This is a genomic window from Foetidibacter luteolus (assembly GCF_009650435.1).
In the GTDB taxonomy this organism is placed as follows: Bacteria; Bacteroidota; Bacteroidia; order Chitinophagales; family Chitinophagaceae; genus Foetidibacter; species Foetidibacter luteolus.
This window is the reverse complement of sequence record NZ_VVIP01000003.1, coordinates 11,238-29,159: the sequence shown is the minus strand read 5'-3', so window position 1 is coordinate 29,159 and position 17,922 is coordinate 11,238. Positions and strand designations below refer to the sequence as shown.

Annotated in this window: 15 protein-coding genes; 5 read left to right on the top strand and 10 right to left on the bottom strand. The window is 44.7% G+C overall.

Features of this window, described 5'->3' with window-relative positions:
• Positions 1-53 precede the first annotated feature (53 nt).
• Positions 54-2,279 (bottom strand): xanthine dehydrogenase family protein molybdopterin-binding subunit, encoded by a 2,226-nt coding sequence (locus F0364_RS00175; protein WP_153795738.1) that lies wholly within the window; start codon positions 2,277-2,279, stop codon positions 54-56.
• 98 nt (positions 2,280-2,377) lie between these two features.
• Here F0364_RS00175 and F0364_RS00170 point away from each other — a divergent pair, with 98 nt between their 5' ends.
• Positions 2,378-2,797, top strand: a complete 420-nt coding sequence (locus F0364_RS00170; protein ID WP_153795737.1) for a lipocalin-like domain-containing protein — start codon at positions 2,378-2,380, stop codon at positions 2,795-2,797.
• A gap of 86 nt (positions 2,798-2,883) precedes the next feature.
• Positions 2,884-3,360: a YcxB family protein gene (locus tag F0364_RS00165; protein ID WP_153795736.1), complete on the top strand. Its 477-nt coding sequence runs from the start codon at positions 2,884-2,886 to the stop codon at positions 3,358-3,360.
• 285 nt (positions 3,361-3,645) lie between these two features.
• Here the strand turns inward: F0364_RS00165 and F0364_RS00160 are convergent, their stop codons facing one another.
• On the bottom strand, positions 3,646-4,959 hold the full coding sequence (locus F0364_RS00160; protein ID WP_153795735.1) for a Gfo/Idh/MocA family protein: 1,314 nt from the start codon (positions 4,957-4,959) through the stop codon (positions 3,646-3,648).
• Positions 4,960-5,493: 534 nt separating this feature from the next.
• Here F0364_RS00160 and F0364_RS00155 point away from each other — a divergent pair.
• Positions 5,494-6,726: an ROK family protein gene (locus F0364_RS00155; protein ID WP_153795734.1), complete on the top strand. Its 1,233-nt coding sequence runs from the start codon at positions 5,494-5,496 to the stop codon at positions 6,724-6,726.
• 92 nt (positions 6,727-6,818) lie between these two features.
• Here F0364_RS00155 and F0364_RS00150 read toward each other — a convergent pair whose 3' ends face one another.
• The 3 genes from F0364_RS00150 to F0364_RS00140 form a co-directional block, all read right to left on the bottom strand.
• The gene (locus F0364_RS00150; RefSeq protein WP_235920969.1) at positions 6,819-7,667 is read right to left on the bottom strand and encodes an HAD-IIA family hydrolase; all 849 of its coding nucleotides are present in this window, start codon (positions 7,665-7,667) and stop codon (positions 6,819-6,821) included.
• 14 nt (positions 7,668-7,681) lie between these two features.
• Positions 7,682-8,725: a hypothetical protein gene (locus F0364_RS00145; protein WP_153795733.1), complete on the bottom strand. Its 1,044-nt coding sequence runs from the start codon at positions 8,723-8,725 to the stop codon at positions 7,682-7,684.
• A 760-nt stretch (positions 8,726-9,485) separates the two neighbouring features.
• Positions 9,486-10,085 carry a GNAT family N-acetyltransferase gene (locus F0364_RS00140; RefSeq protein WP_153795732.1) on the bottom strand — a complete coding sequence of 200 codons (600 nt, stop codon included), beginning with the start codon at positions 10,083-10,085 and terminating at the stop codon, positions 9,486-9,488.
• 72 nt (positions 10,086-10,157) lie between these two features.
• Here F0364_RS00140 and glmS point away from each other — a divergent pair, with 72 nt between their 5' ends.
• Both glmS and F0364_RS00130 read left to right on the top strand, forming a co-directional pair.
• Positions 10,158-11,993 (top strand): glutamine--fructose-6-phosphate transaminase (isomerizing), encoded by a 1,836-nt coding sequence (gene glmS, locus F0364_RS00135; RefSeq protein ID WP_153795731.1) that lies wholly within the window; start codon positions 10,158-10,160, stop codon positions 11,991-11,993.
• A gap of 288 nt (positions 11,994-12,281) precedes the next feature.
• Positions 12,282-14,498: a DUF4954 family protein gene (locus tag F0364_RS00130; protein WP_153795730.1), complete on the top strand. Its 2,217-nt coding sequence runs from the start codon at positions 12,282-12,284 to the stop codon at positions 14,496-14,498.
• Positions 14,499-14,568: 70 nt separating this feature from the next.
• Here F0364_RS00130 and F0364_RS00125 read toward each other — a convergent pair whose 3' ends face one another.
• The 5 genes from F0364_RS00125 to F0364_RS00105 all read right to left on the bottom strand — a co-directional run bounded on the left by F0364_RS00125 (position 14,569) and on the right by F0364_RS00105 (position 17,601).
• Entirely contained in the window at positions 14,569-14,829 is a 261-nt protein-coding gene (locus F0364_RS00125) for a hypothetical protein (protein ID WP_153795729.1), read from the bottom strand.
• Between the two features lie 326 nt (positions 14,830-15,155).
• Positions 15,156-16,085, bottom strand: a complete 930-nt coding sequence (gene mdh / locus F0364_RS00120) for a malate dehydrogenase (protein WP_153795728.1) — start codon at positions 16,083-16,085, stop codon at positions 15,156-15,158.
• 69 nt (positions 16,086-16,154) lie between these two features.
• Complete coding sequence (locus tag F0364_RS00115; RefSeq protein ID WP_153795727.1) at positions 16,155-16,655, bottom strand: thioredoxin fold domain-containing protein; 501 nt, start codon at positions 16,653-16,655, stop codon at positions 16,155-16,157.
• A 126-nt stretch (positions 16,656-16,781) separates the two neighbouring features.
• Positions 16,782-17,159 carry a hypothetical protein gene (locus tag F0364_RS00110; protein WP_153795726.1) on the bottom strand — a complete coding sequence of 126 codons (378 nt, stop codon included), beginning with the start codon at positions 17,157-17,159 and terminating at the stop codon, positions 16,782-16,784.
• Positions 17,160-17,208: 49 nt separating this feature from the next.
• Positions 17,209-17,601, bottom strand: coding sequence for a hypothetical protein (locus tag F0364_RS00105; RefSeq protein WP_153795725.1), 393 nt, complete (start codon positions 17,599-17,601; stop codon positions 17,209-17,211).
• Between the last annotated feature and the right edge of the window lie 321 nt (positions 17,602-17,922).

Here is a 17,922-nt window from a genome sequence, read left to right as displayed (position 1 = left end):
TAAAGTACAAAGTATTTGTTTATGTTAGATGTGGTATGTATGCTGTGGATGTCTTACAACAACTTATCTAATGTTACCGGAAGTTGCCTGATGCGCTTGCCCGTAGCATGGTAAATGGCATTAACCACCGCGGCGGCAACACCAACAACACCTATTTCTCCAACGCCTTTTACACCAAGCGGGTTTACAATATCATCCTGCTCTTCTACAAAAATTATCTCGATATTGCTGATGTCTGCATTAACCGGTATGTGGTACTCTGCAAAACTGTGGTTGATGTAACGGCCATAATGATGGTCGGTAACAGACTCCTCCTGCAAGGCCATTGAAATGCCCCATACAACACCACCCATAACCTGGCTGCGTGCGGTTTTTGGGTTTAGTATGCGGCCTGCTGCCACCGCGCTAACCACCCTGGTTACTTTAATGGTACCAAAATCTTCATCCACTTCCACCTCAACAAAAACGGCCGAATGCGTATTAAGCGCATAACGCATTTGCTGCAATGCATTCGGCAAAGCGGTGGCGGTATTTTTTAACCGGTCTGTTTTGCTTTGCTGCATAACAGATGCCAGGGAAAGCGATGTTGACCTGTTACCGGCAAGTTGTATGTATCCATCGCTGAAAACAACATCGTTTAAGCTGCATTGCTTAAACGGGGAATTTTTAATACGCTTTGCCAGCTTAAATACATCCTGCTTAATTTCCAGGCATACCTTCTGTACAGCGGCGCCAACGGAAGCCGCGGTATAAGAACCACCCTGCACAAATGCCAGCGGAAAATCAGTATCACCTAATTGAAAAGTAACATCATCTAATGGCAGCCCCAGGGTTTCGGCCGCTATTTGCGACATAATGGTGTAAGTTCCTGTTCCTATGTCGGCTGTGGCACTGGTAACTGTAAGTTTGCCCTGCGCATTAAGCACCGCTTTTGCACGAACGGGAATGCTCAACGCATCCCATATACCGGTTGCCATGCCCATGCCCACCAGCTTATTGCCTTTTTTAACAGAGCGTGGCAGCGGGTTGCGCTGTTGCCAGCCAAACTTGTCTGCGCCTTGCAGGTAACATGCCTTTAACGCCTTGCTGCTGTAGGCTTTGCCACTAACCCCATCTTTTTCTGCATAGTTTATAAGGCGCAGTTGCAGTGGGTCTATGCTTAACTGGTATGCCAGCTCATCCATGGCACACTCCAGCGCAAATACGCCGGAAGCCGCACCCGGTGCCCGCATATCGGCCGGGGAATTAATATCCAGCGGAACCAGTTTATAGTCCATCTGTACATGGGCGCAATTGTACAGCATGCCACTCCAGTTAACAACGGCTTGCACATAATCTTCAAATCTTGAAGTTTCCTGTATGGCTGTATGGCTAATAGCCTGCAGTAACCCATCAGCCGAAGCGCCTAATGCCAGTTGCTGTACAATTGCCGGGCGATGGCCCAAAGAAAACATTTGCTGGCGGGTAAGGCTTATTTTAACGGAACGCTTTAACTGCAACGCTGCCAGCACAGCGGCAAAAAGCTGGTATTGCGGCCTTAGCGCTACGCCAAATGCGCCACCCACATAAGGCGATACCACCTTTATATTTTTAAATTTTAAGTTGAATATGCCACGTATGTACTGCTGGCTGTTGAAAACGCCCTGTGTTTTATCGTAAATAACCAGCTTGCCACCATCCTGGTAAATAACCGTACTGGCCATTGTTTCCATGGGGTTATGGTGCTCCGCACCGTGCCGGTATTCAGCCTTTACTGTAACCGCCGAGGCAGCAAATGCTTTACTGAAATTGCCGCGGCTTTTGGGTTTTTTAATACCAATCCTGCTGCCTTTTGGCTTTCTTGCTTTATGCAGGCTGGCATATACATCCGTTTCCGCAGGCAACGTTTCGTAAGTAATATGTACTAATGCCGCGGCATGCCTGGCTATCTCAAAAGTTTCGGCAATTACAATAGCCACAGGCTGCTGGCTGAAATAAATTTCATCTGTTTGAAAGTAGCGGAAATGTTTGCCCGGCGGGGCCGCAAGATCCCAGTAGCTAAAGTTGAGCCATGCAAGCGTGGGAATATTTTTATGCGAAAAAATTGTTACTACGCCTTTTACCTGCATAGCCGCTGATTCATCAATACCGGTAATCCTGCCCCTGGCTACAGTGCTGGATATAATTACCCCATGCAATGTTTGGCCGGTGCTGAACTCAGCCGCGTACTGCGCCCGGCCGGTAACTTTAACCGGGCCATCCACACGGTTAACAGGTTTTCCTGTAAAGGTTGTTTGCATTTGCAAAAGCGGTTGTGATACATAAAGTTAGCGGTGCAAGGCAATTTTACCGGTATGCTTTTTAATTTTTTGTGTACTTTAAAGCACAAAATTGCCTGATGAAAAAGCTATACATCCTCCTTACGATTACTGCAGCATGCGCAGCATGCAACAAAGATTCCGACAAGCCATCCAACGCAATTACAAAAGAAAACCTGGTAGGCTCGTATAAAATCACATCTGTAAAACTCACACTTTTCACCCCACCGCTGGAGGTGATAGATAGCCTGCCTGCCTGCCAGCGGGATGATGTTTACCAGTTAAAACCCGATGATACCTACACGCTGACTGATGCCGGTGTACAATGCAGCCCTGTTACCACATCATCCGGTACCTGGAGCCTTAGCGGAAACACTTTTAACCTTGATGGAGAAGACCTTGCTATTGAAAGTTTTAACGGTACAAACCTTGTTGTAAAAGGCGAACAGGATTTTAACGGTATTTCTGTTGCGGGAAATATCACCTTCACCAAACAATAAAGTGCCTTCTTTTTGATGCCTTTTATTTTTCTGTGAAACACCGTTTGCAGACAAAAAAATTCACTTAACCTTGCATACTTTTAAACATGCAGCATAGCTTTTCATACAATAAAAAACAGGTAATACAAGGCCTGCGCTATCATTTTATAACGCGGCCCGAAATACGTGCATTAATTATTATCATTAATGTATTTGCCATAGGTTCGGCAATATTGTACGGCATCAAAAAAATAAGGCCGGAACCTTTTTTGCTGGGCTCCTGCCTGTGGCTGCTTATTATGGCAGCATTCTGGTATGTTTTACCCAATGCGGTGTATAACCGGCACCTTACTTTTAAAGAAAGTTTTATTATTTATTTTAACGATAGCGATGTAAGGCTGGAAGGGTCTCACAGCTATGTTGACTGGAACTGGAAACAGTTTACCAACTTTTTTGAAAGCCCTAACTTTTTTCACCTGTATTTTTCTACAAAATCATTCTTTTTGGTGCCTAAGGATAATATGAGCGATGAATACCGGCATGAGTTAAGGGGCTTGCTAAACAGTAAGATTAAAAAGAAATGATATATCCGTCCGAAAAGTTAACAGGTATGGTTTTCCGTAATGTGAGAATCTCAGAGGGTGCCCCCAAGCTATCGCAAGGGGTCGGGCAGAACTGCGTTCGCAACCTTCGTCAAAGCAACATTTAGTTGCTTTTTCTCGGTTGTGCTATTACTCCGCCACAAGGCAGCGCTGTCCCTCCACCTTTAGGGGGAGTTGGAGGGGGTCTTCAGCGGGGTAACCGCTTCAATCCCTCACCCGATAGTGGTTCCTGCCGCATATATTGCAGGCAGCTTCTTTGCAAGGTGTTTACACTTTTGGCGCCCAGCCACTTTCATATTCACGTTTCCATAAAGCAGCCGCCTCTTTACTGTTAAGTATATGGCCATTGGCAGCATTGCAATGCAGTGTTTGCCCGGTGCGTTGGGCTATGTTTGCCAGGTGGCAAAGCAGCACGCTTTTATGGGCTTCTGTTACGGGGGCAGTTAACTGCTCCTGGCCGCGTATGCTGTTTACAAAATTGTTGAAATGGTAAAGGTCAAGATTTCCGCTGGCGCTTACAGGGTTATTGGGATCGGCTTTTACATCGCTCTTTATTTCTTTTACCAGCTTATTGGCATAGTCGTACACTTTATAATCCCCGCCGCCATCATTTACAAGTGTGCCTTTGTCGCCATAAATTATAAAGCCCCTGCCGGCGCCTTCTACCGGGAACACGTTGCAGCTACGGCTTTCCCAGGCTATTGATTTACCGGGGCCAAATTCAAACGTAGCTACCTGTGTATCTGGTGTTTCCCAATCGTCTTTAAAAGCATAACGGCCACCGCCAGAAGTAACTTTTGTGGGAAATTCCGCATCTAAAAACCAACGGCAGCAGTCTATTTCATGTGTACCGTTGTTGCATGCTTCGCCGGTGCCCCAGTGCCAGAACCAATGCCAGTTGTAGTGCACCAGGTTGTCTTTATAATCCCGTCGCGGCGCAGGGCCCTGCCAAAGCTCAAAATCCAATGTTGGCGGTACCGTTATTTTGTTGCCTGTGCCAATGCTTTTACGGTTATTGGCATACCAGCCCTTGGCAAAATATGGGTTACCAATAATACCTTCCCGCACTTCTTTTACTGCCTGTATAAGTGTGGGGAATGAGCGGCGCTGATTACCCATTTGCACCAGCTTTTTATGTTTTACCATGGCTTCTGCCAGCAGTTCGCCTTCGTATGGGTTTTGTCCGCATGGCTTTTCCACATATACATGTTTGCCATGGGTGATGCCCAGTATGGCCGCGGGTGCATGCCAGTGGTCCGGCGCCGCAATAACAAGGGCGTCAAAATCTTTTTTGTTTACCAGTTCCCTTATATCTTTTACCAATGTTGGTTTGCGTGGGGCATTTTTTAAGGCTTCCAAACCGTTGGCGATGGCTTTTTCTTCAACATCGCATATATAGGCCACTTCTACATTGGCCAACTCAGAAAAACATTTGGCCAGGTAGGCGCCACGGCTGTTAACACCCATAACAGCTACCACAACCTTATTGGATGGGGCATTTTTACCAAATACAGGAAAATTGAGGATGGTGATACCTGCGGATGCCAGCGTGGTGTTTTTGATAAATGAGCGTCTGTTCATACAGCAAAAGGTGATGGTTAACTGGTGTGAATATAGGGAATATGTGAAATGTACGGTATGCAATGTATGATACAAGCTGTTATGAGGGATAACACAAAGTTTTCCCCAATGGGTTTGTAAAGGCTTTTGCCGTTTACACAACAGGTGGCTAATAAATAATTTTGCTGTGTAACTACCGCGCCAGGGATTGCAGTGGATACCCCGCTGAAGGCTTTGTGCAATGGCCCTGTGGCGGAGTAGTAACGGAAAGCCCGGCCCCTTGCGCAGCTTGGGGAGGCGCCCTAACCTTGCAAAAGATTCTCAATTACCTGTAACCTGTTTTATTTCCGTTCCGGGTAACTACTTCTTAAATACACCGTTTAACCGAAAAATTAATTTAATAATCTTAAGCTATCCGGTTATTGAAGTTATTTGCACGAATAAATGGAAAAATTGAAATAAAGAAGATAACTTTTAAAAATACATTAAAACTTTTATAAAAAATTTAATAAGTTTTAGTATCTTAACCGCAGTTTAGAAAACCAACCGTTGCACATGGGAGAAAAGAGTTTATTGTACCGGAGAAAAATTATGAAGCAATTGTATTTCTCAAAAATGCTTTCATGTGCTGATTTGAGCGATAAAATTGGAAAAAGCCTGCCCCTTACCACTAAAATGCTGAACGAGCTGATTGACAATGGTTTTGTAACAGAAACCGGGTACGCGGCTTCCACAGGTGGCCGCAGACCAATCATGTATTCCATTAAGCCGGATGTGGTGTACGTGGTAGCAGTAGCAATGGACCAACTGATTACCCGCATTGCTATTATGGACATGCAGAACCGATATCTTACGGGCATTGAAAAAATGGAACTTCCACTGGCTAATAACCCTAAGGCCCTGCCTGTTGTAGCCGAAAAAATAGCGGAACTTATTACAACATCCGGCATTGACAGAAGTAAAATTGCAGGCATTGGTATTGGCATGCCCGGTTTTGTAGATGCCACCAAGGGCATTAACCACACTTTTTTAGACGCCGGCGGTAAAAGCATTAATGAATACATAAGCGAAAAAATTAAACTGCCTGTTTTTATTGATAACGACAGCAGCCTTATTGCCCTGGCCGAACTTAAGTTTGGCGCCGCCCGTAAGAAGAAAAATGCCATGGTTATTAACGCAAGCTGGGGGGTGGGCCTGGGGCTTGTGCTAAACGGAGAACTTTTCAGGGGTCAAAACGGCTTTGCCGGAGAACTTAGCCACATTCCTCTTTTTAATAACAATAAACTGTGCAGTTGCGGCAAAAGCGGCTGTCTTGAAACCGAAGCTTCTTTGCAGGTGGTGGTTCAAAAAGCCATTGAGGGCCTTAAGGCCGGCAAGGTTTCGCTGGTGGATGACTTACCCGCCGACCATGTGGAACAAGCTTGCGATGCAATTGTGGCGGCAGCCGGAAAGGGCGATAAGTTTGCAATAGAACTACTCTCTGAAGCCGGTTATAACATTGGCCGCGGTGTGGCCATTTTAATACACCTGCTTAACCCGCAGATTATTATACTTAGCGGCCGCGGCTCATCGGCCGGAAAAATATGGCAGGCGCCCATACAGCAGGCGTTGAATGAACATTGCATTCCTAAATTGGCCGCTAATACGGAGATTGAAATATCATCCCTGGGTTACCACGCGGAAATGATTGGCGCCGCGGCGCTGGTAATGGATAATTATGAAAAAAGCAGCCTTAAAAAAGATACTGCAACCGAAAAAGTTGAATTAAGCGCCGTGTCAAGTAATTAACGTATATACCCCCACTACATATCCCCCATTGATTGGTTCCATTTGAACAACGGACGCCGGAACAGCTAAACACAGCTTCCGGCGCCTTCGTTTTACGATACAATAGAAGCGCAGATATAATCCGGTATAATGCCGGAAGCGTTTATCTGCAGTTCGGCATCGGCAGCGCTGGTATTACCAGATAGTACCAGCGTTGTTTTAAGCCCAAATTTATTGCCCCCTAATATGTCTGTATTGAGGTTATCGCCCACCATTAGTATTTCCTGCTTGCTAAAGCTGCCGGAAAGGTTAAGCTCATCATACGCGTACATGAACATCTGTGTATCTGGCTTGCCAAAATGAATGAATTTTTTGGTAAGCATATTCTCCACCAGTTTGGCTATGCCGCCCGTGGCAACAGATACGTCGTTGCGGCTTACAGGGTATAATTTATCAGAGTTGGCTACAATAACCGGTATGTTGCGGCGCCGCAGCAGGTTAACAGTTTTGTTTATGTCGGTATTCCAGTCAAAGCCCTCATCATCCAGGAAAACAAAAGCGCTTATGTCGTCAATGGCATCAAACTGCACATCGCGTATAGCTACATGCTCCAGGCCGGATTGCAGTATATATTCTGCGGAGTTTTCTGTGCCCAGGTAAGCAATACGGCCGCCAAGAATTTTTTGCTGCAAAAACTGTTTGGCCATCATACCGGACGTAACTATTTCATGCGTATCTATTCCTTTAAGCCCAAGTTTTAAAAAGCTCTCGGCCTGTTGCTGCTGGCTGCGGCTTGCATCGTTGGTTAAAATGCGTATGGCAATATCCCTGCTTCTTAAAAAGTCAATGGTGTTTTGAGCGCCTTCTATAAGGCCCTTGTGATTTTTTATAACACCATACGAATCCAGGAAAACAGCTTTGTATTTTTCAGCAACAGCAAAAAACGATAAGATTTCCATCATGCGGTTTAAACAGGTTAAAAATTTAAAGCCTTTAATAGCACATCGGGGTCAAACCCTTTTTCAATAGAAGGCAGGTATATTTCAAATGCTTCTTTCTGTAATTGAGTGGCAAATATTTCATGAAAAAAATGTCGCCCGTCTTTTATAACATAATTGAGTATAAAAAAACGGTAAGTTTCTTTCAATAAACGTATTTCATCTTCCTGCAATGGAAACACGGCATGGTATGCTTTTAAAAAAAGCAGGAACCGTTCTTCCATCAACGGGCCAATATAGTAACTGAATACCGTTCTGTCGCCAATATCTGAAACCACACGGCTTAAAAAATAAAAATCAAGTACCCTGGGCCCCACCCTAAACCAGTCATAATCCCAGCGGGAGTAGAGTTTAAAAGAAGACGACACAGAGAAGTTACCAATGTTCCAATCCACAAAAACCGGTATTTTATAAAGCTCTTCAGCTTTTAATTTTTGAGAATTTTCCAGGAACAGGTCTGAATGTTTTTTGATGGTATCTATATGCAGCCGGTATTCATATTTGCCGTAATCGGTATCCAGTATGCGCAGCAGGTGGTCCACATCCACCTTCAACGTTTTTGATGATGGCGGCAACGTATTGCGTATCTGGTAACAGGCTTTGTGAAAGCTGGCTACCTGCTCAGCGAATTTTACAATCTGCTCATCATCCAGCCGCCGGGGCATTTTTTTCTTAATGCCTATAGGCCGGTAGAAAACCACCCAGGCATCCAGTATTTCATTTTCAAAGCGGTAAACAAATAAAGAGCTGCCCTTCATTAAAGAACGGGCCATAAAGTTTTCAAACGGCGCGGGCAGGTTATTGGATAAGGAGTTGATGATGCTGTGGTCTTCCACAAAATGTTCAAACTTTCCAAAGTAAGACAGCTTGGCAATAATGAAGCTTCTGTCGCTGAAAGTAACCCTGAAGACATAGTTGGTGGATACCTTGGCACTGATATCTACAATTCTCACTATTTCACGGGTACTGTCGTATGCATTCCACGCCTCTCTAACAATCGAAGTAAAATCTATGTAAGTCATATAAGGAACATAAGGTTGTAAAGATGCGCAATTTACGGTAATCGGTTTTTGATGGCAGTTAATGTTTGATTATATAAATAGCCTTAAAATGCCAGGCCCGGCAGCTAAAGGAAATTGCATCCCATTAATAGAGTGAGTTTTCCTAAAATGAAACAGCCGATGAAAAAATTTAGCTTAACTAATTGATACTCAGAATAGAATTTTTCTGGCATCCACCTTGCCAATAATGGTCAGGTTTTTCATAGGATATTGGATTAAAAAACGGGGCTGGATGTCTATCCGGCCCCTATTATTTTTATAGCCTGCTACCGCAGGTTTATTAACCATTTTAAAAAAGCAATCAGGGGCTTTGAGCTACTGAAGCTTTGTTAAGCTGCGGTACCGGCTTTTCACTGCAACTCCGCTACAGGGCCATTGCACAATGCCTTCAGCGGGGTTTTCGTTTCAATCCGGCAGCCATTCAACTTAACCAATACTAACCCGGCAGGGCATCCGGCTACGGAAATGAGTTAACAACTTTGCATACGATCTGCCAACAAATAATGCAGCCAGTTACACCATTGGGTGAGGGATTGAAGCGGTTACCCCGGTGAAGCAATCGCAGTGCTGACTTGTGCCGGAGTAATAGCACAACCGAGAAAAAGCAACTAAATGTTGCTTTGACGAAGGTTGCGAACGCAGTTCTGCCCGACCCCTTGCGATAGCTTGGGGGCACCCCCTGAAAAAATCCTATTTCAAATTACAGGCACCCCCAACTGTTTTACAACCGCTGTAACAATCTTTCCTTTACACCTCCAAACCATTCATCTTTTAAAATACTCAGCACAATACTATCCCTGCGGCCACCCTCTCTTTTGGGCATGTTGCTGCGTAAAATACCATCCACTTTGCAGCCAATACTTTTCATGGCGGCAATGCTCCGTTCATTATTGGCATCGGCCCTGAACTCCACACGCTCCAGTTGCATGTTTTCAAAAGCATTGGTCAGTAACAGGTATTTGCAGTGCTTGTTAAGCCCGGTACCATGAAACTGCCTGCCGTACCAGGTATAGCCAATCTGCACGGTTTGAAAAGGCAGGTTGATATCGTAATAACGTGTGCTGCCGGCATACTGCCGCAATTGTTTATCAAACACAATAAAGGGGTATTCTTTTTGCTGCTCCATGGCATCAAGCGCCACCTGTACATAGTTGCGCAGGCCATCTTCTCCTTCGCCGCTAATAAGTGAATATTTCCACAGGTATGGTTCTTGCAGCGCAAAAGGCAGTAGGTGCGGGTAGTTATCTTTGCTTAGCGGTTGTAACAAAACACGCTCATCTTCCAAAGAAAGATTATTAAAAACATCGTTGAACTGTAGCATGCGGTAACTGGCATTTTTGAGTAATCTAAACTATCTTTCAGTTTTTAAATAACAAAAATTAATTCAATACCTATGTGCGGAATAGTTGGATACACCGGCCACAGGGAAGCCTATCCTGTAGTATTAAAAGGCCTTAAAAGGCTGGAATACCGTGGCTACGACAGCTCCGGCGTTGCCTTGCTTAATGGCGGCCTTAAAGTTTACAAGAAAAAAGGAAAAGTTGCTGAAATGGAAGATGCTGTGGTTGGCAAAGACCTGCACAGCCATATAGGCATCGGCCATACCCGCTGGGCTACACATGGCGAACCCAGCGATCGTAATGCTCACCCCCACTTATCCCAAAGCGGAGACATTGCCATGATACACAATGGCATTATTGAAAACTACGCCAAGATTAAAACAGAACTTGTTTCCAAGGGTTATACTTTTAAAAGCGACACTGATACCGAGGTACTCCTTAATTTTATTGACGACATCAAGAAGAACAACGAGTGCTCCCTTGAGGAAGCGGTGCGTATTGCGCTACGCCGTATTGTGGGCGCTTACTGCATTCTGCTGATACACAAAGACGATCCCGAAACCATCATCGCGGCACGCAAGGGAAGCCCCCTGGTAATAGGCATTGGCAAAGGCGAACACTTCCTGGCATCAGATGCATCGCCTATTATTGAGTACACGAAAGAAGTGGTGTATGTAAACGATTATGAAATAGCCATTGTAAAGCCGGATGAACTGATACTGAAAAACCTGGGCAACGATAAGCAAACACCTTTTATTACCAAGCTGGATATGGAACTGGCGGCCATAGAAAAAGGCGGCTATGACCATTTTATGCTGAAGGAAATTTTTGAGCAACCGCAAACCATTTTCGATTGCCTGCGTGGAAGGCTGGATGCGGATAAAGGCACTATTACCATGAGCGGTATTGAAAAATATGCCGAACAGATTATACAGGCAGGCCGCATTATTATTATCGCTTGCGGTACAAGCTGGCATGCAGGGCTTGTAGCGGAATACATTATTGAAGAACTTTGCCGCATACCGGTGGAAGTGGAATATGCTTCGGAGTTCCGTTACCGCAACCCCATAGTTAACAAAGGAGATGTTATTATCGCCATTTCGCAAAGCGGCGAAACAGCGGATACTTTAGTGGCCATTGAAAATGCCAAAGAAAAAGGCGCCATAATACTGGGTATTGTTAATGTGGTAGGCTCTTCCATAGCCCGTTTATCCCATGCCGGTGCCTACACCCATGCCGGCCCTGAAATTGGCGTGGCAAGTACCAAGGCATTTACAGGCCAGTTGGCGGTTTTAATGATGGTAGCGCTAAAACTTGCGCAGGTAAAACAAACCATTACTGCAGAACGCTATACCAGCCTTTGCAAAGAGCTGGCCGAGGTGCCGGATAAAGTAGCGGATATACTAAAGCTGGATGAACATATTCAAAAGCTGGCTGAAAAATACAAAGACGCTACGGATTGTCTTTTCCTGGGCCGCGGCTACAATTTTCCCATTGCGCTGGAGGGTGCTTTAAAGCTGAAAGAGATTTCCTATATACACGCAGAAGGCTACCCTGCCGCGGAAATGAAGCATGGCCCTATAGCTTTGGTTGATGAACATTTGCCCGTAGTATTTGTGGCTACCAAAGATTCTTACCACGAAAAAGTGGTTAGCAACATGCAGGAGATAAAGGCCCGCAAAGGCAAAGTAATAGCTGTGATAACCGAAGGCGACACCGTATCCCCAACATTGGCCGATGATATCATTGTACTGCCGCCAGCCGATGAAATTATAGCGCCGCTGCTTACTACCATACCATTGCAATTGCTGGCTTACCATATTGGCATTGCCAAAGGTTATGATGTTGATAAGCCTCGCAACCTGGCTAAAAGTGTTACGGTAGAGTAGCCCCGGTTACAGCATATACGCCTGCCTTATTTATTGCGGTTTACAAGGGATAAATAAATGAAACGGCTTGCGCTGGGTTGAGCAATGAACTGAACCCTGAAGTGTGCGACGCAACGGACGGTTAATAGTAGTAATGCAGTCCGGCTCATAAAAAAAATCACAATATTGCCCCTTATACAGTACAGAAACCGGGTTGCATCGGCCATCTTTTTACCAGTACGCCTTTAACAGGCCCAGGCTTACGGCATTAACCAAACGGCATTAATTCACCATTGACCATTCACCATTATGGCTCAGAACAACATAAAAAAAGTAACATTTTCATCACTGGGTTACGGCTTTATACCGCCGTCATTATTACCGGAAGGAAAAGATGAATATCACCTGCGCAATATTCAAAACCGCAGCGGTATTGAGTACCGCAACCTTACCGCGTACGAAATTGAATCGCTGGTGCGCAACCGCAACACCAGCGACGACTGGAACAAGATCCTGGTGAGCGATGCCTTTAACCCTGAGTTGGTAAAAAATTGCAAGTTTTATGGCCTTATCCGCATTGGCAAACTGGAGCCCTATTGCCTGGAATACAGTGATTTAATTATGCCGGTAGGCCTATATAACTCAACCATTGTAAGCTGCGACTTTGGCGACAACGTAGTTATTGATAATGTCAATTACCTGTCTCATTACATTATTGGAAATGAAGTAATCATTGTAAAAGTTAATGAGCTTTCTACTACCAACCATGCCAAATTCGGTAACGGTATTGTAAAACATGGGGAAGAGGAAAGCATTCGTATATGGTTAGAGATTTGCAACGAAAATGGCGGCAGGAGTATTATACCTTTCAACAGTATGCTGCCGGGGGATGCCTGGCTGTGGAGCAAATACCGTGAAGATGAAGTGATGCTGAAAAAATTCGTGGAATTTACAGAACAGGAATTCGATATTCAACGCGGGTATTACGGCAAAATCGGTGACCGGACAGTAATTAAGAATACCCATATTATAAAGGACGTTTGGATTGGCAGTGATGCCTATATAAAAGGGGCCAACAAACTAAAGAACTTAACCATCAATTCCGGCCCGGAAGGCACTTCGCAAATTGGTGAAGGCTGCGAATTGGTAAATGGCATTGTAGGTTTTGGGTGCCGCATCTTCTACGGTGTTAAGGCTGTTCGTTTTGTTATGGCCGCCCATTCCCAGCTAAAATATGGCGCAAGGTTAATTAACTCATACCTTGGTAACAATGCCACCATTTCCTGCTGCGAAGTGCTGAATTCGCTTATTTTTCCGGCACATGAGCAGCACCACAACAACTCTTTTCTTTGCGCTGCACTAGTGCTGGGGCAAAGCAATATACCTGCTGGTGCTACTATCGGCAGCAACCATAACTCCCGCAGCCCGGATGGGGAAGTGATAGCTGGCCGTGGCTTTTGGCCTGGCTTGTGTGTTAGCATTAAGCATAACTCAAAATTTGCCAGCTTTACTATACTGGCCAAAGGAGATTATTCTTATGAACTTAACATACCCATTCCCTTTTCTCTGGTAAGCAACGATCTTACGCATGACAGGCTGGTGGTAATGCCGGCATACTGGTTTATGTATAACATGTATGCCATGGCCCGCAATGCCTGGAAATATGTTGATCGTGATAAGCGTGTTGAACGTGTGCAACAGATAGAATACGATTTTCTGGCGCCGGACAGCATTAACGAAATGTTCGACGCCCTGGCCATTTTTGAACACCTGGCTGGTAAAGCTTTTTACAAAAGAGAAGGCAAAGAAGTTACAGAAACCCAATGCAGTAAAAAAGGGAAAGAGCTGCTGGAAAAGAAAGATGCGGTTATTAATGAGCTTGAAATTATTGCCGATGGTTTCGAAAACACAAAGCGTAAAACGGTTATTATCAAAGTGCAGCAGTCCTGGGATATTTTCCGCGAAATGATTGTGTATTATGGTACCAACCAGTTGCTGGCTTACATAAAGCAGCAGCATTGCAAGAGCATGGCGGATATTACTGCTTCGCTGCCAGCCATATCCAAAAGAACGGCATGGCTTAACGTTGGTGGGCAGTTAATGCCTGCAAAAGAAGTTGACCAGTTACGCAACAAAATACGGGGCGGCAAAATAAGCTCCTGGGATGAACTTCATGATACGTATAAAACATTGGGCGATAAATATGCACAGCAAAAACTGCAGCATGCGCTTGCTTCATTAACCGAATTACTTGGCATTAACCTTAAAAAGCTAACTGATACCCAACTAGGCCATTTACTGCAGCAAACCATCGCCACCAAAGAGTGGATAACAGAAGGCATCCGCTCATCCAGGGCAAAAGATTATTCTAACCCTTACCGCAAGATGGTGTACGATACACAAGCGGAAATGGACAAAGTGCTGGGAAAACTGGAAGATAACAGCTTCATTAAACAACAGCAGCAGGAACTTGTTTCTTTTACCAAGGAAGTAAATACTTTAAAGAAAGCACTTAAACTTAAGTAAAAGGGTCTAGCGTTGGTTGTTCAGGGCTTATACTTCAAGCAACGGTATCTTTTAAATAGCAGCCTGCTGGTTACTTTGTAATGTATTCCAGCAACCTTTCTACTATGTTCTTGTAGGTATCGCTGTGCAATACCGGCAGGCTGTATTCAGTAAGCCATTTACTGTCCTGCTTCAGGAACAAAATTTCTTCACCAAGTTCATCCTGGTCCGTATGGGGTTTAAGGAGAATCTTATTCGGTTTTGCCGCGTCATCTGCAAACAGAGACGCAGTTACAATACAGTTATAATGAGCAAAACTCACTTCTCCAATTAGGGTTACTGATTTATTCATCGAGGTGCTGTTATATACCTGCAAAGATGATTTACAATTGGGAGAGTGTTTTTTAAAATGCTCTTAAAGCAGCCATTGTGGTTATAAAAGATGCTTAAAAGGCTGTACAAGAAATACTAAGGTTTGTTTGCATTACCCCGGATATGTTAATAAATACAAAACCCCAGCCTTAAGAACTGAGGTTTTGTATTTATCAAGTTTTTCTGCACATTGCCGCATAGCGGACAAGGCGTACAAGTGTTCTCCCGAAACTTCGGGACTGCTTCGTCACGCAAGATTGCTCAACCAAAGCTAAATAGCAGCAATGGCGGTCGTCCCAAAAAAAATTACAATGTTTTCAGCACATCGTTCATATTTCTAACGGCATCTGCGCTTTTGCTGAATAAAGCCTGTTCTTCCTCGTTCAGGCCAAAGTCAAGAATTTTTTCCCAACCGGTTTTGCCGATGATAACAGGCACGCCCAGGCATATATCTTTCTGGCCATACTCACCATCCAGCGATACACTGCAGGTAAACAGTTTCTTTTCATCACGCAGTATAGATTTAACCAGTGCCGCGCTTGCCGCACCAGGCGCATACCAGGCAGAGGTACCTATTAATTTGGTAAGTGTAGCGCCACCCACCATGGTATCTGCCACAATTTGTTTTTGCTGGTCTTCGCTCAGGAATTTGGTAACAGGCACGCTGTTCCATGTAGCAAAGCGTATAAGCGGTATCATGGTTGTATCGCCATGGCCGCCAACAACCACCGCGTTAAGGTCGGCAGGGCTGGCGCCCAGGTGCTGGCTAAGCTGGTATTTAAAGCGGGCACTGTCTAAGGTACCACCCATACCTATAATACGGTTTTTAGGCAAACCGGTAGATTGCAGCGCTAAGTAGGTCATGGTATCCATCGGGTTAGAAACCACAATAATAATAGCGTCGGGCGAGTTTTGCAGAATGTTTTCAGCAACGCCTTTTACAATACCGGCATTTACACCAATCAATTCCTCACGTGTCATACCCGGTTTACGGGGCAGGCCAGATGTTATTACCACCACATCGCTGCCGGCGGTTTTTTTGTAATCGTTAGTGCTTCCGGTAATGCGGGTATCAAAACCCAGCAGGGCCGCGGTTTGCATCATATCCTGCGCCTTGCCTTCGGCAATGCCTTCCTTAATATCCAGTATAACTAACTCTTCAGCTAAAGCGGCACGGGCTATATTGTCTGCGGTGGTTGCGCCCACTGCTCCGGCGCCTACAACGGTAACTTTCATAAAGCAAATTGATTTATTAGGTAAGATAATATTTCGCGCTGCAAAGGTAGGGGATGGCCCTTCTGCCACTTATGATTTTTTGTGCAACAATTTTGCTACAGTATCCGGGCCGGTACCCTGGGGATAGGTTTCCAAAAGTTTGCCCTTTTTATCGTACACGGCCATAAACGGGGTAAAGCGAACATCGTAAAATACAGGGATAAAGTACTTGGTATCGGTACCCAGCCGCACATTGGCAAACTGGTTAAGCTTGTATTCTTCGCCAAACTTCTTTACTTCCTGCGGGGCATAACGGCTTACCCAAACCATAAACACGTCATCCAGTTCATTCATCTTTTCAGCAAACTCCTTGGCGGTTATCTGGCAGTGGCCACAATCCGGGCTGAAGTAAATAATGATTACAGGTTTGTTTTTAGGTATGTTTTCTTTGGCAAACCAGGTACTGTCTGTTTGCAAAATTTTAAATGCCGGTATATAAGGAGATTTTTTAAAAGGAGGTATGGTATCTGTTTGGGCAGCCGCTATTAAAAAGCCGGCACTTATTGCCATTAATAAAAACAGTTTTTTCATGCGCTGAAAGTACAAAGGTTTTCAATAAATAAAAGAATGTGGTTGTTAAGATTAACCGTTACTGCAACAAAAAGCCGGCGCTTTTACACGCCGGCCTTACATCCCCCTAATCTAAACTTAAACCAATCAGTTTCCGTTAAAGCGCCTTCCGCCACCTTGTCTCATTTGCTCACGCATACGCTCTTCCATGGCTTCGTATTTTTCAATCTGTTCATCGCTCAGCACAGCTTTAAGTTTTGCTTTACGGGCAGTTCTCAATTCGCCCAGTTTAGCCATTTTGTCTTCACGGCTAAGGCCCTGGTCACGCATTATATCCCTTTGCTGTGGCTGAAACTCCTGCAGTATCACGGCAACGGAATCTGATTGTGCATCAGATAACTGTAAAGAATCTTTCAGCCTCTGCTTCATCATTTCCCGCATACGCTCCCCATGTTGTGGGTTTTGCGCTTGTGCATAAAAGCCAACGGTTAAGGCAACGGCCAGAAAAAAGAGTATCTTTTTCATAGACATAAATTTTTGCTTTAATAAACGGCAAATTAGATGCGGCGTTTAATTAGCTGTTGCCGGTATTCGGCAAAGCGGTGGATGTACGGGGTGAATGATTCTTTCTTTTCTCCCTGGCTTCTTTCATTTTTTGCTTTTGCTCATCGGTTAATACAGAAGCAAAATGCTTACGGCTGTCTTCTCTTAATGCTTTTAATTGTGTTTTCTTATCGGTGTCAGACAATGACTGGTTGTTCTTTATAGCGTCTCTCTTTGTCTTCATGTCTTTATTGTAAGCATGCAGTTTATCCTTCTGTTCCTGTGTAAGGTTAAGCTGTTTGTGAAGGTTCCTTTTGTGCTGCATGGCACGTTTGTGTTTGGTTGAATCCTGTGCCGGGGCCTGCGCCATACTTACGCTGTATATGCCCAGCATTAACATTGCTGCCAACATTATCTTTTTCATATTCTGCATTTTTTAAGTTTTTAAATACGGTGTATACAGACCTGCGCAGAAAGCCCGGGTTTAAAGCCAAAACAAAAAACATTGTGAAAGAGGAAAATGGAAAGACCTGCAAACCTGTACACAAATATTAGGAATAGGTTTAAGGGGGTGCCCCCAAGCTATCGCAAGGGGTCGGGCTTTCCGCTCATACTCCGGCACAAAAGCCTGGCTGCGATGGCCTCACCGGGGTATCCGCTTCAATCCCTCACCCGAGGGTGAAACAGGCTGCTTCTTTTGCAGGCAGGTTGTTTTAAAGTACGATTTACGAAGTACGAAGTACCT